The following is an 18,295-nucleotide window of genomic DNA, read 5'->3' on the forward strand; positions in this document are numbered from 1 at the left end:
CGGTCGCAGGCGTGAAAGGTCACAGGTCGATATCCAGGGTCACCGGGAAATGATCCGACGCAGTCAGCAGCGCCTGCCGGAGGTCTGGTGCGGACCAACAGGCCACGTCGCGAAACGGATGCCAGATGCGCCAGGCCGGACGGTATGCACGCAGGTCTTGGGTGATCATTATATAGTCCAGCAGAGCCTCGAGAAACCTGCCTTCATCCGGGCGGGCAAAGCGGGCCGTGGAGGGTATCGATCCGGGCCGCAAACCATGAGCTGTCACTGCGTGTGGGTCGAATAACCCCGCTTGCAGCAGAATCTCGACCGAAGAGCGGCCGAACAGATGCTCGAACTCATCCAGCCCGGGACCATCGTTCAGATCGCCCAGAAGAATAACAGACTCGTCCTCGGCAACATGCGCTTCGACCCGCCTGGCCAGCCAGACCGCCTGCGCCAATTGCTTGCGGCGATTGGCAATCGAAATTCGGATCGCCTCATCACGCGACCCTGCCCCATGCGGCGCCTTGGATTTCAGATGAGCCCCGATCAACCGGATGTCATGACCAGATTGCGTTGTCATGGCCAGCTCCATCGGCGGTTTAGAGAACCGCACGACGTCTTCAGTCGCATCCACATCCAGATCAATTCTGAACTCTCCGTCAAACCGGGGGGCTGACGTGTCCGCAATGTCACCCCGGGGATCGTGACGTACGGTCAGAACGTTCCTGTCATATAGCAGAGCGAGCTCCTGATGCGTGGTATTGGCAAACCCCATCACCGCTTCGGATGCGCGCAGATCAAACGCCTCGGCAAAGGCCTGCAGGGCCCGCACTGTGTTCTGACGTTTGCCAGTGTTCGGAGCTTCGACAATCAATATGGCGTCTGCATCGATCGCGGTCAGCACCTTCGCAATCGCTTCAACCTGCTGTGCCTTGGTGACATCATGCCGACCGGACCAGCTGTCATCGACAATCAGTTTGTCGTTTTTATCAAAAAGATTGGCGAACCATTCGATGTTGTACGTCGCCAAACGCATCTCATCAGGCCCGCGCGCCGTTGATCTCATCCCAGGCGCGGTTGATGTCGATCATCTTTTTCTCGGCCAATCGGATCGCCTCTTCCGGGACACCGCGCGCCATCATGGCGTCCGGGTGCGTTTCGCGGACCAGTTGTCGCCAAATCTTGCGAATATCGGGCAAAGGCATGTCGTGCGGTACGCCCAGAACCGTATACGGGTCTTTCGGTGCATCCGGCACAAAGCGTTCCCGCAGCGCTTTGAACTGAGCATCAGTTTGCCCGAAGATCTCGCTCACTTCTTCCAGAAACGCGTTTTCATTCGGATGATAAAACCCATCTGCCATCGCGATGTGAAACAGCCCCTCCATCAGATCGCAGAGCGTGGTGCTGTCTTCGGCAAACATCCGGGCAATCTTGCGGGCATAATCCTGATAGCCCGCCACATCCGTACGGGCCATGTTGAAAACCCGCGCAGCGCCTTCTTCGTCCTCGCGCGCGATCTGAAACACGTCGCGGAAGGCGGTAACCTCGTCTCGTGTCACCTGACCGTCTGCTTTGGCCATTTTTGCGCCCAGCGCAATCACGGCAATCGTGAAAGCCACCGACCGTTCCGGCGGCGACCGCAGTTTCTCAAAAACTGCGGTCAGGCTTTCGCCTTGGGCCAGCGCACTGAGCGCATCGGATATGCGGGTCCAGATCGACATGGGCGTACACTAGCGTCACAATTCGGGACTGTCAGGTGCGACAGATCACTCCGGTGTAAGAATTTTCTGCATCAGCACAAGATCCAGCCGTTGACCCCATTTGAACCCGACTTCGGGCATTCGACCAACCTGCAAAAAACCCAGTGCCGCGTGAAACGCCACAGCGCCCGGATTGGCCGAGGATATTCCAGCAACCAGCACATGCACCCGGTCGGTTCGTGCGGCGTCCTCCAGCGCGGTCATCAAAGCACGCCCTACGCCCTGTCCGCGCGCATCCGGTGACAGCTGGATCGAGTGTTCGTGCGTCTCAGCGTATCCGGGACCCGCACGAAACGGGGAATAGGTGGCAAAACCAACAACTTGCCCATCATATTCGGCAACCAGATAACCGCTGCCGCGCGCCTGAATTTCCGCGGCGATATCCTCTGCGCTGCGCTCGTCAGTTGTGAAGGTGATCAAAGTCTCGCGAATGATCGCGTTGGTAATCCGGGCGATTGCAGGCGCGTCCGGCACGCGCGCTGGGCGGATGATCATTCCAGTACCCGAACCCCGTGAGGTGTCTCAAATTCTGCCCTGAGCGCCGCCGGGCCAGTATCAAACACGACAAGGTCCAGTTCGCCCAGATGCCTGGCCAGCGTCAATGCTTCGGGGTGATACACAACCACGCGCCGCAATCGGCACCCACTATCCTGCAGCATGTTTGCCGGGTGCAGGTCGCCCTGCCATTCGATAAGTGCCGGGAAAAGGTTATCGAACGGCAAGCGCCCGGATGGTGGAACAGCCATGCGCCACCGCAACGCGCCGCGGGTCAGGTCGATGGGTTGCCCCACACCATCGGGAAACATCGATAATGAAGCTTCGATATCCTCCACCTGACAAATCCAGTTGGTCAGACGCGGGCTGCCCTCAAAGCGGTCCAGATCGAACCATCGCGTTCTGCCCGGAGTTTGAGCTTGCAGGTCTATGGCAATCGCTTCCAGGTAAAGACCATCCCGGAGGCCCAGCAGCTTGTTATATGTGCCGAATTTCTCGTGCTTGCCGCCGGGTTGCAACGCTACGCCAAGCGCTTGCTCGATATGGGCAGATGCGTCTTCAAGCGTTTCGCCCGCGACGGCCAGATGATCCAGTAACATGCGCGACCTCCTGCAAGTATTACGGCCAGACCCTTACGGGTCTGGCCGTATGTTTTCGTCAAAGACACGAGATCACAAGATTTTTCGATGAAAAATCCTGACCGTCGTCACCCCCGCGCTTCGCTGATCAGGCGCAGGATGTCCTGAGCAGCCTCTGGAATGTTGGTGCCGGGCCCGAAGATGGCTTTGACCCCATGGTCATACAGGAACTGGTAATCCTGTTGCGGGATCACACCGCCACAGATCACGATGATGTCCTCGGCCCCGGCTTTTTTCAGTTCTTCTACCAACTGTGGAGCCAATGTCTTGTGGCCCGCCGCCTGAGAGGAAATGCCGACCACGTGCACGTCATTGTCCACCGCGTCCTGCGCGGCCTCGGCCGGTGTCTGGAACAGAGGGCCGACATCCACATCGAACCCGATGTCGGCAAAGGCCGTCGCGATAACCTTGGCACCCCGGTCATGCCCATCCTGCCCCATCTTGACCACCAGCAAACGCGGGCGGCGGCCCTCATCCTCGGCAAAATCTTCGATAGATTTCTGGATTGCGGCAAAGCCCTCGTCGCCCTCATAGGCGGCACCATAAACGCCGGCCAGGGTTTTCACCTCGGCGCGGTGGCGGCCGAACTCTTTTTCCATTGCCATGCTGATCTCTCCTACGGATGCGCGGGCGCGGGCGGCTTCAACGGCAGCGGCCAGCAGGTTTCCACCCTCCTGAGCCGTCCTTGTCAGAGCCTCCAGCGCAGCCTGACATGCGGCTTCGTCTCGCGTTGCACGAATGCGTTCCAGACGCGCGACCTGCGCCTCGCGCACAGCGACGTTATCGACGTCCAGAATGTCGATCGGATCTTCCTGTTCTTTACGGTATTTGTTGACCCCGACGATCACCTCGTCGCCCCGGTCGATCATCGCCTGACGACGCGCAGCGCTTTCCTCGATCCGCAGCTTCGGCATACCCGAGGCAACGGCTTTGGTCATACCGCCCATTTCCTCGACCTCTTCCATCAGGGCCCAGGCCTTTTCGACCAGTTCATTGGTCAGGCTTTCGACATAGTAAGAGCCAGCAAGAGGATCGACCACGTCGGTCACCCCGGTCTCTTCCTGCAGCACCAACTGCGTGTTCCGCGCGATACGGGCCGAGAAATCGGTGGGCAACGCAATCGCTTCGTCCAGAGCGTTTGTATGCAACGACTGGGTGCCGCCCAGAACAGCGCTCATCGCCTCATAGGCGGTACGGATGACATTGTTGTATGGGTCCTGTTCCTGCAGCGATACGCCCGAGGTCTGGCAGTGTGTGCGCAACATCTTTGAGCGTTCGGATTTTGCCCCGAACTCGGTCATAACGCGGTGCCAAAGGGTCCTTGCGGCACGCAGTTTGGCGATTTCCATGAAAAAGTTCATGCCGATGGCGAAGAAGAACGACAGTCGACCTGCGAACTTGTCGACATCCATGCCGGACTCGGTCGCGGCACGAACATATTCACGCCCGTCGGCCAAGGTATAGGCTAGTTCTTGAACAAGGTTCGCCCCGGCCTCTTGCATGTGATAGCCCGAAATCGAGATCGAGTTGAACTTGGGCATCTCGTTCGACGTATATTCGATGATGTTCGAGATGATCCGCATCGACGGTTCCGGCGGATAAATATAAGTGTTGCGCACCATGAACTCTTTCAGAATGTCATTCTGAATAGTGCCGGACAGGACAGACTTGTCGTGACCCTGTTCTTCACCGGCAACGATGAAATTTGCCAGAATCGGGATCACCGCACCGTTCATGGTCATCGAGACGGAAACCTTATCCAGCGGAATGCCGTCGAACAGGATTTTCATATCTTCGACACTGTCGATGGCCACGCCTGCCTTACCAACATCGCCCACAACACGCGGGTGGTCACTGTCGTATCCCCGGTGTGTGGCCAGATCGAACGCGACCGAGACACCTTGCTGCCCAGCTGCCAGGTTACGGCGGTAGAACGCGTTGGATTCTTCGGCTGTCGAAAAGCCTGCATATTGACGGATCGTCCAGGGACGACCCGCATACATCGTGGCCTTTACTCCGCGTGTGAAAGGTCCAAAGCCCGGCAGCGAACCCATATGCGGCAGATCAGCCGTATCTTCCTGCGTATAGAGCGGCTTGACGTCGATGCCTTCCAGCGTCTCTTTGGTCAGGTCGTCCAACGGACGTCCACGCAGCTCTTTCTCGGCCAGCGCTTTCCAGTCCTTCGTGTCGGTCATTTCGTTTTCCTCTCGTCAATTCGGATGGCGGCAGTCGAAAGCTTCCGCATTGAGGTCCTGCACTTGGCCGTTTCATTCAGGCTCAAGCGCAACATTTTGAGTGTTTGGTACAAATCGTCGGTCGCAATCGGTGTCACAGAGGCTATATTCGAAGGAACAGGAGGCCACATGATACGCACGCTTGCCTTTGTTTTCTCGGCACTAATCCCGCTGTCCGTCTGGGCGGCGGATGGCACGGCGACGACGGATGACAGTTTTGTCCGCCCGGCAGGTGACAGCGAACTCAGCGAGTTTCTATGGGTCAACCGACCCATCGTGGTCTTTGCCGACACGCCCGCCGATCCGCGTTTCCAGCAGCAAATCGACATGCTGGTCGAAGGTGAAGCCGCCATGCGTGACCGGGACGTGGTGGTCCTGACCGATACCGATCCGTCGGCGCGGTCCCCGATCCGCTCACAGCTGCGCCCGCGCGGGTTCCAGATGGTGTTTGTCGACAAGGACGGCGTGGTCAAACTGCGCAAACCCTCTCCGTGGAGCGTACGCGAAATCGGTCGATCCATCGACAAAACACCCCTGCGCGAACGCGAAATCCGAGAACGCCGCGAAGGCGGCTGAACGCTTTCGCCATACGCCTTGGCCCCGGCGCGGAACGCCTGAGGCTGTTGGAGATATGACAAAAGCGCAGTCATGATCACTCGAACTCGATGATCACTTCGTCCACGGCAAGGCTGTCGCCGGGGCCTGCGTTGATCTTGGCAACGGTGCCCTTCTTCTCGGCACGCAGGATGTTTTCCATCTTCATCGCCTCGATTGTGCACAGTGCCTGACCTTCCTGCACCTCTTGCCCAACTTCGACGTCAATCTTGACGACCAGACCGGGCATGGGGCAGAGCAGCATCTTCGAGGTATCGGGCGGCAGTTTCTCGGGCATCAGCTCGGCCAGTTCTGCCTGACGCGGGGTGCGTATCTGCACCTTGAGATCCGCGCCGCGATTACGGATGCGGAACCCACCCGAGACCTTACCCACCTTCATGACCAGCGGCGCGCCATCGACCATCATGGTGGCAAGCTGATCGCCCGGGGTCCAATCACCCGTCACCCTCATTTCCTGACCATCCTCGAACCTGATCGTGGCCCCTTCCTGATCGGCTATGACCTTGAGAGGCCACGGAATCTCGCCTCCGAAGGTAACGACCCAATCAGTGCCAACTTTGCGCTCGTGATTGTCCATCCGGCCCGACACACGAGTCCGGCGAATCTCGGCAACGCGATGCATGGCCGCGCAGGACGCTGCAATCCGGCGTAGGTCCGTGTCGGCAAGTTCTACACCTTCGAACCCGTCCGGGTATTCTTCGGCGATGAAAGCGGTCGTCATATCACCACTGATGAACTTTGGATGATCCATCACGGCGGACAGGAAAGGCAGGTTGTGGCCGATGCCTTCAACCTCGAAACTGTCCAGAGCAACACGCATGGCTTCAATCGCTTGCTCACGGGTCGGAGCCCATGTGCACAGCTTGGCAATCATCGGGTCGTAATACATGCTGATCTCGCCGCCTTCATAGACGCCGGTATCGTTGCGAACGGCGGCCTCACCTTCGGGCGCATCGCCTTGCCATTTGCCGTTCACGAGCATCGGGCCAGAGGCGACCTCTTGCGGTGGGCGATAGCGGGTCAGACGACCGATCGAAGGCAGGAAGTTGCGATAGGGATCTTCAGCATACAGGCGGTTTTCGATGGCCCAACCGGTCAGGGTCACGTCATCCTGCGTGATCGACAATGGCTCACCGGCTGCAACACGGATCATCTGTTCGACCAGATCGACACCGGTGATCAACTCGGTCACCGGGTGTTCCACCTGTAAACGCGTGTTCATTTCGAGGAAGTAGAAGTTCTTATCACCGTCCACGATGAACTCAACCGTACCCGCGCTGGCATAGCCAACGGCCTTGGCCAGAGCCACGGCCTGTTCACCCATGGCCTTGCGAGTCGCTTCGTCGAGGAAAGGTGATGGCGCCTCTTCCACCACTTTCTGGTTCCGTCGCTGGATCGAACATTCGCGCTCGCCCAGATAGATGCCATTTCCGTGACTGTCGCACAGAACCTGGATTTCGATGTGACGCGGTTGGGTCACGAATTTCTCGATGAAGATCCGGTCATCCCCGAACGAGTTCGCAGCTTCGTTCTTGGACGACTGGAAACCCTCGCGCGCCTCGTCATCATTCCAAGCGATCCGCATCCCTTTGCCACCGCCACCGGCGCTGGCCTTAATCATGACGGGGTAACCGATTTCGTTCGAGATTTTGACCGCTTCGTCGGCGTCTTCGATCAGCCCCATGTATCCGGGAACCGTCGACACGTTTGCGTCCTGAGCGATTTTCTTCGAAGTAATCTTGTCGCCCATCGCCTCGATCGCGCCTTTAGGGGGGCCGACAAAAGCCACGCCTTCGGCCTCAAGCGCCTCGGCGAATTTGGCGTTTTCGGACAGGAAGCCATAACCAGGATGAACCGCCTGCGCACCGCTCTGGCGGATGGCGTCCATGACCTTGTCGATCACGATATAAGACTGGTTGGCTGGCGGCGGGCCGATATGCACGGCTTCATCTGCCATCGACACATGCAGCGCGTTCTTGTCCGCGTCCGAGAAAATGGCAACGGTGCCGATACCCATCTTGCGGGCAGTCTTGATAACCCGGCAGGCGATCTCGCCCCGGTTGGCGATCAGGATCTTATTGAACATGGAACGTCCTTTGGCTTGGTGTTCTGGAAACGCAAAACGCCGCCGCAGAGAGTAATCCCCACGACGGCGTGATACGCGATGACAGGCGGAACGGCGCGCGTCCCGCAAAAGATACGTTAGTTACAGTTGTTCTGTGTCTTGCAGTAGAGCACGTTGCCCGCCGCACCGACGGCTGCGCCAAGTAACGGGTCGGCGCTGAGGACGGCTGCCCCCACTGCCCCGGCACCACCGCCGAGGATTGCTTGTTCGCCCGTGGTATCCCCGCAGGCGGCCAGGCCCGCGCAGGTCGTCGCAACAAGGATGAAGCGTGAGAATCGCATTGAATCTGCCCTTTTTGGTTTCTTGGTCCTTTTGAGGTCAGATGCGCGAAACGCACCCTGTTATTCAATATCAATGGGCGCGCAGGTAGATTTTGTGCAGGATTTTGCCTCTTTTTGCCCGTTACAGGCAAAAAGAAAAACGCGGACAGATCTATGTGGGGAACACAAGCCTGCCCGCGTAAGGAAGGGGTACGGAATAGTAGGTGCATGTGCGGCGCAGGCAAAGTAGAGCCGCACGGCCCGATCAGTTTGCACAGCACAATCTCACCGGCAAACACAGTATTGTTTCCAATCGAGATTTCGGCTGAATTCTGCCCACACCGCAATATGCCGCGCAATTTCGCGCCGATACCAATTCGACATTGCACCGGTATCTGAAGCCACTTCTCTGTCACAGTTTCGTTACAGAACAAGCCGCTCACAACGCATTTTGCAATCGCAGCATCACGAATCTCAGTAAGCACTTGAGATAAAGAATTGCCTTGTCTCAATGCGTTATTCGAGAGGCTCAAGGGATCGTGTTTCAACACGGTTAAAAACACACATTTGCTTGAAAAATCAAAGCACTCGCTTCTCTTTCTCGTGATTTCCCAAGGTTTCCGCCGCGTGAAACGGTCCTTGTGCACACTCGCACTCAAAGGAACACCCACATGACTATGAATAGAAAAAAGGCACTCCTGCTCGCTGCCTCTGCGCTCAGTGTGACCGGCACGCTTGCCCTTGCTCAGGATGCCCAGACCCAGGCCGAACTTGATGCTTTGCGCGCCCGGGTCGAAGCGCTGGAATCCACCAAGAGCAGCCCCGCTAACGGTGACTTCCGCATCGGCAACACCGTTCTGGATGTTTATGGCTACGTGAAGGCCGACTTCTTTTATGACTTCGAATTCGATCAAGGGGATACGGCATTCGTGAACGTCATTGGTGAGCCGTCGGCCGCGACCGATGGCACGTTTGGTGCCACCGTCCGCCAATCGCGGATCGGTTTGCGCACCACCACCCCCAGCGGTATCGGCGATATCGGCGGGCAGTTGGAACTTGATCTGTTCGGTTCGGGCGGAACGGCCGAACTGCGTGTAAGACACGCCAATATCACCATTGGTGACAACTGGCTGATCGGTCAGACATGGACCAACTTCATGCCGCTGGACACCTACCCGACGTCGGTAGAATTCAACGGTCCCGTTGGTATTCCCTTCGCGCGTGTTCCGCAGGTCCGCTATACAAATTCCTTCGGAACGAACACGGCCTTTGCTGTTTCGATCGAAGAGAATGTCAGCGGCTCGAACTCGGACGATCCGGTTTTGACCGCATCTGCCGAGTACAATGACGGGACGTATGTCGCTCGTGTGTCCGGCCTCTACGGCAAGGCGGAATCCGGCAGTGTCGAAGTTGATCAGACCGGATTTACAGTATCCGGCTCTATTCGCCCGTGGCAGGGCGGCCTGTTTCAGGTCAACTACGTCAACGGCGAGGCTCTCGGCCCGTACCTGATCGGCCTTGGTGATCCTATCGTCAATGGCCAGGCCAACGACGTGGATGGCTACACTATCGAATTTCGGCAGGATCTGAGCCCGAAATGGAATGTTGGCATTGCATACGGCAAAGAAGACTATGACCTGCCGACGTCGACTGGCACTCTGTCGTTTACCGAGCTGGAAACGATCCACGTCAACGCCTTCTACAAAGCCACCGACAATCTGACGCTCAGCGCAGAATACATTTATGGCGAGCGGAACGATGCGCCCACTGGTAGAACCTTTGACGCAAACCGCGTTCAGCTCGCGGCCCAGCTGAACTTCTGATACCGCATACAGATCCTGCCCGACTTCGGGCAGGATCATCCCGAAACCGGTTTCAAAGGGATGGTATGCGGCGGCCAGAGTCACAATCAGTCCGTCCCGTCGAATACGTCCGGAAAAGACGCACCTGCAGCGTCCACATCGATCACAAGCAATGCATCATAACTGGCCGGATCAAATGGATCTTCCGCCGGGACAACTTCGCGCCCGAACAACCAACTGAGACGCCCCGCATCCAGATTACCCCGCTCGAACGGCTGATCGCCGAAATGAGCCCACAGAGCTTCCATGAACGCGATATCTGCGCGCTTGTCCGCTGGCTTTCGGTCCCGAAACCGTTCCCGCCGCGTCAACGGTGTAACGCCCTTGGGATTGGCACGACGAATTGTGAACTGAAAGTCGGTGCCTGTAAGGCGACCGGGGAACCCGCGATGTTTCAGCATGACAACACTCCACACCTAGCTTTCGCAGACAAGAATAATTCGAACCCGAAATGGGATGGGATCATGTTGCGCACCTCCATAGCCGCACCATTGGTTAGAGATGCTTTGAAGTCATGACGGATTGAGCTCATGATCAAAGCCCCTCCCAGATACACCGGGACTGATCCAGCCGGTAGGCTTCAAAATACTGTGTCGCGTCCGGAGCGGCATCGCCAAATTCCACCGGGCGATCGGACAGAGAGATGACTACTCTTGATGGCTGCAATTCGTGTTGAGCCACGTAAGGAACGGCCAATATCTGGCACAGATGCTCCATATCTTTCGATGCTACATCGTACCCAATCCGCCCCACTGACGCGCCGATCTTTGGGGCGATAAAGCGGAAACGTACCCAAAGCTCACCCGGATTGTTGTCCAGCAGGACATCGTCCAGATGCACCGGCTGACCGGAAGGTACCGGCAACGAACTATCGGTCTGGGCGAAAACAGGTGTGCAGAGCGCGCACAACACCAGACTAATGGCGCGATCCCGGACCCGCTGAAGGCAGGCTCCTCCTTCCGGGATCGCGCGCGCAGTGCTGTTGGCCTGCGCGGTTCTATGTCTGATGGGTCGGATCATTCAACTATTTGCCGCTTTTTGTCAATTCCGCCGCAATTTTGGGCAGGTTTCGCCCAGAATCGGATTGCCAAGCCAAAAGAACTCGGGGCGGACTGGACCGCCCCGAATGGTTTAAAGCGGAATGTTGTCGTGCTTTTTCCATGGGTTCTTAAGCTGTTTGCCACGCAAGCTGGCAAAGGCTCGGGACACGCGCCGGCGGGTCGATTGCGGCATGATCACCTCGTCGACAAAGCCGCGCTCGGCAGCGACGAAGGGATTTGCGAAGCGATCTTCGTAATCCGCAACATGCTGTGCTGTCTTTTCTGCATCACTAAGATCCGCACGGTGGATGATCTCGGTCGCGCCCTTCGCCCCCATCACCGCAATTTCGGCTGTCGGCCAGGCATAGTTGAAATCGCCGCGAAGGTGTTTGGACGCCATGACCACATAAGCGCCGCCATATGCCTTGCGTGTGATCACGGTGACCTTTGGCACAGTCGCTTCACCATAGGCATAAAGCAGCTTTGCGCCGTGCTTGATCACACCGCTGTATTCCTGCTGCGTTCCCGGCAGGAAGCCCGGAACATCCACAAAGGTCAGGATTGGAATTTCAAAGCAATCGCAGAACCGAACGAACCGCGCCGCCTTGCGCGAACTGTCGATATCCAGACACCCTGCCAGCACCATGGGCTGGTTGGCTACAACACCCACGGTCTGACCTTCCAGCCGGATAAAGCCGGTGATGATATTCTTGGCAAAATCTTCCTGAATTTCGTAAAAATCACCCTCATCCGCAATTTTGGTGATGAGTTCCTTCATGTCGTAGGGCGTATTCGGGTTGTCCGGGACAAGAGTATCCAGTGAAGCCTCGATCCGGTCAGGTTCATCAAAGAACGGACGGACCGGAGGTTTCTCGCGGTTGTTGAGCGGCAGGAAATCCACCAATCGACGCACTTCGGCCAGCGCCTCGACATCGTTTTCAAACGCGGCGTCGGCGACCGAGGACTTTTTGGTATGAGTTGAAGCTCCGCCCAGTTCCTCGGCGGTGACGACTTCGTTGGTCACGGTTTTGACCACGTCCGGGCCTGTCACGAACATGTATGATGAGTCCTTGACCATGAAAATGAAGTCGGTCATCGCAGGGCTGTAAACCGCGCCACCGGCGCAGGGGCCCATTATCACACTGATCTGGGGAACCACGCCCGAGGCTGTGATGTTGCGTTGAAACACTTCGGCATAGCCAGCCAGCGACGCCACACCTTCCTGGATTCGCGCACCGCCCGAGTCGTTGATTCCAATGATCGGCGCACCGTTTTGCACCGCCATATCCATAATCTTGCAGATTTTCTGGGCGTGCGTCTCGGACAATGACCCACCAAAGACTGTAAAGTCCTGGCTGAACACATAGACCATTCGACCGTTGATGGTGCCCCAGCCAGTGACAACGCCATCACCCGCAGGCTTTTGATTTTCCATTCCGAATTCAGTGCAGCGATGATTGACGAACATGTCGAATTCTTCAAAGCTACCCTCATCCAGCAGCAGTTCGATCCGCTCACGCGCTGTCAGTTTTCCGCGTGAATGCTGGGCATCAATCCGCCTTTGCCCGCCACCCAGTCGTGCGTCGTTACGGCGGTTTTCCAACTCGGAAAGGATGTCTTTCATGACGGTTATCCCCTATAAAATTTGCCGGGACCCTACCCTTTTGTTCCACTCATCCAAAGTCCTTTTCGGCAAATTTGCAAAGTTTCAGCAACAACAATCTGGATAACTGTAAACTTGCTAAGTCTCATGCTGAAATCCATGGATGGCTGGCAATCCAAAATTCCATGGCTATACATGTGAACTATGCAGTTCAGCTCTCGCGCGGTTCACCGCACACCACCCACATTGGCTACTCTTGTCCTGCTCTCGGGTCTGTCCGCGCTGAGCATGAACCTGTTTCTGCCCAGCCTGCCGAATATGGCCCTGTATTTCGACACCGATTACAAGGTCATGCAGCTGTCGATCGCGCTCTATCTGCTGGTCAATGCAGTTCTTCAAATCCTGATCGGACCGCTTGCAGACAAGGCTGGTCGCAGGCCTGTTCTGTTATGGGGAATTGGCTTGTTCCTACTGGCCACCTTGGGGTGCATTTATGCCCCGAACGCAGAAATTTTTCTGGTTTTCAGGATGTGCCAGGCCGTCGTCGTTGTCGGTATGGTTCTCAGCCGCGCTGCGGTACGAGACATGTACAATCAGGATCAGGCCGCATCCATGATCGGTTACGTGACCATGGGAATGGCCGTGGTTCCGATGATTGGCCCAGCGATCGGCGGGCTTCTGGAGGAGAGCTTTGGCTGGAAGGCGAACTTCTGGCTGCCATTCGCCCTGGGTGTCTTGACGCTTGCATTGACGTTCACGGATTTCGGGGAAACGTCAGCCAAAAGCGGCAAAACCCTTGTTCAGCAATTCAAGGAATACCCCGAGCTTCTGACTTCGCCACGGTTCTGGGGCTATTCGCTGGCCTGCGCTTTGTCGTCCGGTACTTTCTTCGCCTATCTCGGTGGCGCCCCTTTTATCGGAACCGAACTATTTGGACTGAGCGCAGCGCAGGTCGGAGTGTATTTTGGCGCTCCTGCAGTCGGCTATTTTGTCGGAAACTTTCTGAGCGGCCGGTTTTCCATGCAAATGGGCATAAACAGAATGATACTCTGGGGCAGTCTGCTGAACGCATTTGGTGTCGCGCTTTCAGCTTTGCTGTTTCTTACCGACCGGGGCACCGCGATCAGCTTTTTTGGCTTAATGACTTTTGTCGGCGTCGGAAACGGTATGGCCATCCCGAACGCCACTTCTGGCGCCCTGTCAGTCCGTCCGCATCTGGCCGCGACCGCTTCAGGATTAAGCGGTGCGATTATGTTGGGCGGCGGCGCCGGGCTAAGCGCATTGGCTGGCACGCTGCTGACCCGCGAAACCGGCGCCATGCCCTTACTCTGGCTGATGCTAACATCCGCAGTTATGGCGATTTTCGCAATTTGGTCCGTCATTCGGAGAGAGCGGCAACTAGGGTTGTAACGACTTGCCCCGAAAACTTTGCAAAGTTAGTCTCGCAATATAGAAAACTTGCAAAGGTGCCCCATGGCCACCCGGAAACTCTATGCTGGCGCGAAACTGCGCGAAATGCGCACGCGGCTGACTCTGACACAACGCGAATTCGCGGCGAAACTGGGCGTTTCATTGCCCTATCTGAACCAGATGGAGAACAACAACAGGCCGATCTCAACCACGGTTGTGTTGGCTCTGGCGCAAGAGTTTGGCATGGATGTCACCGAGCTCAGCACCGGCGACAGCGAGCGGCTGGTGTCGGATATGCGCGAAGCTCTGGCCGACCCGGTTTTTGCAGACATCCAACCTCCCCTTGCCGATTTGCGTCTGACGGCATCCAATGCTCCGGCCTTGGCCCGCGCTTTTATTGAATTGCACAAAACCTACCGACAAACACACGAACGCCTGGCCTCGCTGGACGAAGCCTTGGGACGAGAAGACGCCCGTATGCAGGCCAGCCCGTGGGAGGAGGTGCGAGACTTCTTTCACTATTGCGACAACTATATCGACGCCGTGGACAGGGCGGCAGAGCTGTTCGCCAACCGTGCGGAAGGCCCGGGCAATATCCGGCAGGCTGCTTTGAACAGCCTGATGGAACGCGGCATACAGGTGATGTTTTCAGACATTGCCCCGTTGCGCACATATGACGCCGAAAGCAAGGTCCTGCGCCTGTCGTCACGCTCTGCGCCGCAAACGCAAGTGTTTCAACTGTTGTTGCAGGTCGCCTTGATCAGTCAGGACAAGCTGTTGGAAGCGACCCTGGATTTTGCCAAGTTCCAGAGCGAAGAGGCCCGGTCTATCGCAAAGATCGGCCTTGCCAATTATTTCGCAGGCGCTTCTTTGATGCCTTATTCCGAGTTCCTGACTGCCGCACAGGAAGAACGCCACGATCTGGAGCTGCTCAGCAACCGGTTCGGGGCATCGATCGAGCAGGTTGCGCACCGGCTGTCGACACTGCAACGCCCCGGCGCAAAAGGTATACCGTTCTTTTTCGTCCGCGTGGATCAGGCCGGAACAATCACCAAACGGCACTCGGCCACACGCCTGCAATTTGCGCGTTTCGGCGGTGCTTGCCCGCTTTGGAACGTGCACCGAGCCTTTGAAACGCCGGGCCATTTCCTGCGGCAGCTGGCAGAAACGCCAGATGGGGTGCGTTATATCTCGCTGGCACGGGATGTGTCGAAATCGGGGGGCTCTTTCGGTGCACCGGTCAGACGGTATGCAATCGCGCTGGGGTGCGAGGTGCGCCATGCCCCGGCGCTGGTTTATGCTGACAACCTCGATATCAACAACGCCAGCGCCTACGAGCCCATCGGTATTTCCTGCCGCATCTGCGAACGGCAAACCTGCCACCAGCGCTCAGTCCCGCCGCTGGAACGCCGCCTGAGCATCGACACCCATGTTCGCGGCACCCTGCCCTACGAAGTCACCTGATCTTCACCTGACACATAATACCCCGGAGGGATCGCAGCGCTCGCCATGACGGGGGCAGAGCCCCCGGCACCGTGTTCAGGCTTTGGACAAAATCGCCCAGATTTCGTCTTTCAGCACTGCCCGCTTTTTGCGCAAATCAACCTCGGCCAGTTCTTCCATCGGTTCAACATTGGTTTCGGCCCGATGCACAACGCGATTGACCTCGTGATATTCATCGGCCAGCCGGGCAAAATGCGCGTCCGATTGCTTGAGCTGGCTCATCAGTTCAACCTTGTCCGGAAACTCTTCGGCCAGTTCATGCGGGGTGTGAGACATTTCTGTTCGCTCCTTCATATGTCGTTGCATATCAGTGGTAGGAGCGTGATGTGTTTTCTTCTTTGACGCGGATCAATTTCACACGGGATTCATGCGAATTTCAACGCCGTGCAGCGCACCATCCCGCGGCGCGTGCCTCGGCAGCAGAGCAGAACCATCGCTCGCCCCTAATTTCGCTGATCTGTGTTTTGGCGTAATATCTTTGCCCCGGTACGTGAAAGACCTTTTCACCCTTTGACGAGATGTTCCCTTTGATAAGGCACCTTTCGGACGACTTGGGATTTTCGTATGTCCTATGCACCCAAGGCACCTGAACCTGTGTCTGATGCAATCCCCTGTTTCGAACCATTGCGCCTTGCTCGGCACTTGCGTACACGTCCGAATACTTGCGGTACGCAAAGGCCAACCCCTGCTCTACAATCTGGCTTGCCACGTCCTCGCGCCCCACGTCGCACTGCGCAACGATACGGTCATAGCGATCCCGATCCAGCGGCACACATGAAGCCGTCTGCCCCTGATACTGCTGCCGGACGCGATGTGTGGCCCACGCCCCGCACGGCCAGCTCGATCCGTCGGAATCCTGACAAGTCTGATCCAGTTCTGGCGCATCAATACCGTGCAGCCGAACCCGGACGCCGCCGACATCCCAGGTATCCGCATCAATTACGTCAACCCGGCCTGTAAGTCGTTCTGCCGCATAGGTCAGGCCTGGCAAGAGAAGAACAAAAGCTAAACAAATCCTTAACATGCCCCCGATTTGCGCGGTATTTCATGCGCATTCAACCAGGGGCCGTTAAGAAAGGTTAACGCTGGGCCGTAGCCCAGCCAGGATGAATCCACGGGCGGTCATTGGCTTTGGGCAACGGATCTTTGCCCAATAGCGAATCCGACACCTTTTCGCCCACCATGATCGATGGTGCGTTCAGGTTGCCATTGGTGATCTGCGGGAAGATCGAACTGTCTGCAACGCGCAGCCCATCCACACCAATCACACGGCCTTCGGGATCAACCACCGCGTTTTTGTCGTCCGCGCGCCCCATCCGGCAGGTGCCGCAGGGGTGATACGCGCTTTCTGCATGTTCCGCGATAAAAGCGTTTAGCTCTTCATCCGATTGGACAGCGGCCCCCGGTTGAATTTCTTTGCCTGCGTAGGGTTTGAAGGCATCTTGCCCAAAGATTTCGCGTGTCAGTCGGATGCAGGTGCGGAAATCCTCCCAATCCTCTTCATGGCTCATGTAGTTGAACTTGATCATAGGCGCGTCTGCGGCTTGGGCAGACCGCAATGTGACCGCCCCACGTGACGGGGACCGCATCGGACCGACATGCGCCTGGAACCCGTGCCCCTCGGCCGCTGCCTGTCCGTCGTACCGGACCGCGATAGGCAGGAAGTGGTACTGAATGTCGGGGTATTCCACGCCCGGCTTCGACCGGATGAATGCCGCGCTTTCAAACTGGTTCGACGCGCCCAAACCTGTCTTGGTAAACAGCCATTGCGCCCCGATCAGACCTTTGCTGAACAGGTTCCAGTGCTTGTAGAGCGTGATGGGTTGCAGCGATGCCTGCTGAATATACAGCTCCAGATGGTCCTGCAGGTTGGCACCGACGCCCGGGCGATCCGCGACAACGTCGATCCCATGCTCGGCCAGATGCGCCGCCGGGCCGATGCCGGACAACATCAACAGCTTGGGCGAGTTGATCGAGGACGCCGCCAGAACCACCTCACGCCGGGCTTTAATGACTTCTTTCTTGCCGCCGCGGATCAGTTCGACCCCAGTGGCGCGACCGTTTTCCAGAACTATGCGCGACGCCAGACCGCGCACGATATCGCAATTGTCGCGTTTGAGCGCAGGTTTCAGGTAAGCATTCGCCGCCGACCACCGCCGTCCTTTCCAGACGGTTTGTTCCATCGGGCCAAAGCCTTCCTGCTTTTCACCGTTATAGTCACCTGTAACCTCGTATCCGGCCTGCTGACCTGCATCGACAAAAGCCTGAAACAGCGGGTTTTCGCGCGGACCGCGTGATACATGCAGCGGACCGTCTGTGCCGCGCCATTCGGGATCACCGCCATGGCCACCGTCATGCCAGGTCTCCATACGTTTATAATAAGGCAAAACGTCCGCATAGGACCACCCGTCAGCCCCCATATCGGCCCAGGTGTCAAAATCGCGTGCGTGACCGCGAACATAGACCATGCCGTTGATCGAGGACGACCCACCGATCACCTTGCCGCGCGGACAAGCCAGGCGGCGGTTGTTCAGGTGCGGCTCGGGTTCGGATTGATAACCCCAGTCATAGCGCGACATGTTCATTGGGTAACTGAGTGCTGCCGGCATCTGAATGAACGGCCCCACATCGGTACCGCCATGTTCGATCACCAGAACCGAGGCCCCGGCCTCGCTCAGACGATATGCCATTGCGCAGCCTGCGGACCCTGCGCCAACGATGACAAAATCTGCTTCCATTTCCACAACTCCTGACCCGCCGGGACG

17 protein-coding genes are annotated in these 18,295 nt (G+C 57.3%); 4 read left to right on the forward strand and 13 right to left on the reverse strand.

Annotated features, from left to right (window positions below):
* Positions 1 to 19: 19 nt before the first annotated feature.
* From ACR0K5_RS03255 to scpA, 5 genes are all read right to left on the reverse strand, one after another.
* Positions 20 to 1,021, reverse strand: a complete 1,002-nt coding sequence (locus ACR0K5_RS03255; protein ID WP_480628749.1) for an endonuclease/exonuclease/phosphatase family protein — start codon at positions 1,019 to 1,021, stop codon at positions 20 to 22.
* A 4-nt stretch (positions 1,022 to 1,025) separates the two neighbouring features.
* Positions 1,026 to 1,706, reverse strand: a complete 681-nt coding sequence (locus tag ACR0K5_RS03260; RefSeq protein ID WP_480628296.1) for a TerB family tellurite resistance protein — start codon at positions 1,704 to 1,706, stop codon at positions 1,026 to 1,028.
* 45 nt (positions 1,707 to 1,751) lie between these two features.
* A complete protein-coding gene (locus ACR0K5_RS03265) occupies positions 1,752 to 2,240 on the reverse strand; it encodes an N-acetyltransferase family protein (RefSeq protein ID WP_480628297.1) in 489 nt (162 codons plus the stop codon).
* Complete coding sequence (locus ACR0K5_RS03270) at positions 2,237 to 2,839, reverse strand: VOC family protein (RefSeq protein WP_480628298.1); 603 nt, start codon at positions 2,837 to 2,839, stop codon at positions 2,237 to 2,239. Before ACR0K5_RS03270 ends, ACR0K5_RS03265 begins: the two co-directional genes overlap by 4 nt.
* Before the next feature lie 107 nt (positions 2,840 to 2,946).
* Entirely contained in the window at positions 2,947 to 5,073 is a 2,127-nt protein-coding gene (scpA, locus tag ACR0K5_RS03275) for a methylmalonyl-CoA mutase (protein WP_480628299.1), read from the reverse strand.
* Positions 5,074 to 5,241: 168 nt separating this feature from the next.
* On the opposite strand from scpA, the gene ACR0K5_RS03280 reads away from it, so the two are divergent.
* The gene (locus tag ACR0K5_RS03280) at positions 5,242 to 5,688 is read left to right on the forward strand and encodes a DUF4174 domain-containing protein (protein WP_480628300.1); all 447 of its coding nucleotides are present in this window, start codon (positions 5,242 to 5,244) and stop codon (positions 5,686 to 5,688) included.
* 76 nt (positions 5,689 to 5,764) lie between these two features.
* Here the strand turns inward: ACR0K5_RS03280 and ACR0K5_RS03285 are convergent, their stop codons facing one another.
* Positions 5,765 to 7,813, reverse strand: a complete 2,049-nt coding sequence (locus ACR0K5_RS03285) for an acetyl-CoA carboxylase biotin carboxylase subunit (RefSeq protein WP_480628301.1) — start codon at positions 7,811 to 7,813, stop codon at positions 5,765 to 5,767.
* A gap of 116 nt (positions 7,814 to 7,929) precedes the next feature.
* Positions 7,930 to 8,133 carry a hypothetical protein gene (locus ACR0K5_RS03290; protein WP_480628302.1) on the reverse strand — a complete coding sequence of 68 codons (204 nt, stop codon included), beginning with the start codon at positions 8,131 to 8,133 and terminating at the stop codon, positions 7,930 to 7,932.
* Positions 8,134 to 8,783: 650 nt separating this feature from the next.
* On the opposite strand from ACR0K5_RS03290, the gene ACR0K5_RS03295 reads away from it, so the two are divergent.
* Positions 8,784 to 9,935, forward strand: coding sequence for a DcaP family trimeric outer membrane transporter (locus ACR0K5_RS03295; protein ID WP_480628303.1), 1,152 nt, complete (start codon positions 8,784 to 8,786; stop codon positions 9,933 to 9,935).
* Positions 9,936 to 10,021: 86 nt separating this feature from the next.
* Here ACR0K5_RS03295 and ACR0K5_RS03300 read toward each other — a convergent pair whose 3' ends face one another.
* The 3 genes from ACR0K5_RS03300 to ACR0K5_RS03310 all read right to left on the reverse strand — a co-directional run bounded on the left by ACR0K5_RS03300 (position 10,022) and on the right by ACR0K5_RS03310 (position 12,638).
* Positions 10,022 to 10,375 (reverse strand): hypothetical protein, encoded by a 354-nt coding sequence (locus ACR0K5_RS03300; RefSeq protein WP_480628304.1) that lies wholly within the window; start codon positions 10,373 to 10,375, stop codon positions 10,022 to 10,024.
* A gap of 133 nt (positions 10,376 to 10,508) precedes the next feature.
* Positions 10,509 to 10,994, reverse strand: a complete 486-nt coding sequence (locus ACR0K5_RS03305; protein WP_480628305.1) for a DUF6497 family protein — start codon at positions 10,992 to 10,994, stop codon at positions 10,509 to 10,511.
* A gap of 111 nt (positions 10,995 to 11,105) precedes the next feature.
* Positions 11,106 to 12,638 carry an acyl-CoA carboxylase subunit beta gene (locus ACR0K5_RS03310; RefSeq protein WP_480628306.1) on the reverse strand — a complete coding sequence of 511 codons (1,533 nt, stop codon included), beginning with the start codon at positions 12,636 to 12,638 and terminating at the stop codon, positions 11,106 to 11,108.
* A 183-nt stretch (positions 12,639 to 12,821) separates the two neighbouring features.
* Between ACR0K5_RS03310 and ACR0K5_RS03315 the strand changes: the two genes are divergently transcribed.
* Positions 12,822 to 14,027: a multidrug effflux MFS transporter gene (locus ACR0K5_RS03315; protein ID WP_480628307.1), complete on the forward strand. Its 1,206-nt coding sequence runs from the start codon at positions 12,822 to 12,824 to the stop codon at positions 14,025 to 14,027.
* Positions 14,028 to 14,090: 63 nt separating this feature from the next.
* Positions 14,091 to 15,491: a helix-turn-helix domain-containing protein gene (locus tag ACR0K5_RS03320; RefSeq protein ID WP_480628308.1), complete on the forward strand. Its 1,401-nt coding sequence runs from the start codon at positions 14,091 to 14,093 to the stop codon at positions 15,489 to 15,491.
* Positions 15,492 to 15,566: 75 nt separating this feature from the next.
* Here the strand turns inward: ACR0K5_RS03320 and ACR0K5_RS03325 are convergent, their stop codons facing one another.
* The 3 genes from ACR0K5_RS03325 to betA form a co-directional block, all read right to left on the reverse strand.
* Positions 15,567 to 15,806 carry an HP1242/YdcH family protein gene (locus ACR0K5_RS03325; protein WP_480628309.1) on the reverse strand — a complete coding sequence of 80 codons (240 nt, stop codon included), beginning with the start codon at positions 15,804 to 15,806 and terminating at the stop codon, positions 15,567 to 15,569.
* Positions 15,807 to 15,906: 100 nt separating this feature from the next.
* Positions 15,907 to 16,554: a thermonuclease family protein gene (locus ACR0K5_RS03330; protein WP_480628310.1), complete on the reverse strand. Its 648-nt coding sequence runs from the start codon at positions 16,552 to 16,554 to the stop codon at positions 15,907 to 15,909.
* A gap of 55 nt (positions 16,555 to 16,609) precedes the next feature.
* Positions 16,610 to 18,268: a choline dehydrogenase gene (gene betA / locus ACR0K5_RS03335; protein ID WP_480628311.1), complete on the reverse strand. Its 1,659-nt coding sequence runs from the start codon at positions 18,266 to 18,268 to the stop codon at positions 16,610 to 16,612.
* Positions 18,269 to 18,295: the final 27 nt, after the last annotated feature.

The sequence above is a fragment of the Ruegeria sp. AB9 genome, assembly GCF_056542585.1.

Bases quoted from the DNA above. Each gene is read 5' to 3' on its own strand.
- ACR0K5_RS03255 (WP_480628749.1), bottom strand. From the start codon at position 1,021: ATGCGTTTGGCGACGTACAACATCGAATGGTTCGCCAATCTTTTTGAT.
- ACR0K5_RS03260 (WP_480628296.1), bottom strand. From the start codon at position 1,706: ATGTCGATCTGGACCCGCATATCCGATGCGCTCAGTGCGCTGGCCCAA.
- ACR0K5_RS03265 (WP_480628297.1), bottom strand. From the start codon at position 2,240: ATGATCATCCGCCCAGCGCGCGTGCCGGACGCGCCTGCAATCGCCCGG.
- ACR0K5_RS03270 (WP_480628298.1), bottom strand. From the start codon at position 2,839: ATGTTACTGGATCATCTGGCCGTCGCGGGCGAAACGCTTGAAGACGCA.
- scpA (WP_480628299.1), bottom strand. From the start codon at position 5,073: ATGACCGACACGAAGGACTGGAAAGCGCTGGCCGAGAAAGAGCTGCGT.
- ACR0K5_RS03280 (WP_480628300.1), top strand. From the start codon at position 5,242: ATGATACGCACGCTTGCCTTTGTTTTCTCGGCACTAATCCCGCTGTCC.
- ACR0K5_RS03285 (WP_480628301.1), bottom strand. From the start codon at position 7,813: ATGTTCAATAAGATCCTGATCGCCAACCGGGGCGAGATCGCCTGCCGG.
- ACR0K5_RS03290 (WP_480628302.1), bottom strand. From the start codon at position 8,133: ATGCGATTCTCACGCTTCATCCTTGTTGCGACGACCTGCGCGGGCCTG.
- ACR0K5_RS03295 (WP_480628303.1), top strand. From the start codon at position 8,784: ATGACTATGAATAGAAAAAAGGCACTCCTGCTCGCTGCCTCTGCGCTC.
- ACR0K5_RS03300 (WP_480628304.1), bottom strand. From the start codon at position 10,375: ATGCTGAAACATCGCGGGTTCCCCGGTCGCCTTACAGGCACCGACTTT.
- ACR0K5_RS03305 (WP_480628305.1), bottom strand. From the start codon at position 10,994: ATGATCCGACCCATCAGACATAGAACCGCGCAGGCCAACAGCACTGCG.
- ACR0K5_RS03310 (WP_480628306.1), bottom strand. From the start codon at position 12,638: ATGAAAGACATCCTTTCCGAGTTGGAAAACCGCCGTAACGACGCACGA.
- ACR0K5_RS03315 (WP_480628307.1), top strand. From the start codon at position 12,822: ATGCAGTTCAGCTCTCGCGCGGTTCACCGCACACCACCCACATTGGCT.
- ACR0K5_RS03320 (WP_480628308.1), top strand. From the start codon at position 14,091: ATGGCCACCCGGAAACTCTATGCTGGCGCGAAACTGCGCGAAATGCGC.
- ACR0K5_RS03325 (WP_480628309.1), bottom strand. From the start codon at position 15,806: ATGTCTCACACCCCGCATGAACTGGCCGAAGAGTTTCCGGACAAGGTT.
- ACR0K5_RS03330 (WP_480628310.1), bottom strand. From the start codon at position 16,554: ATGTTAAGGATTTGTTTAGCTTTTGTTCTTCTCTTGCCAGGCCTGACC.
- betA (WP_480628311.1), bottom strand. From the start codon at position 18,268: ATGGAAGCAGATTTTGTCATCGTTGGCGCAGGGTCCGCAGGCTGCGCA.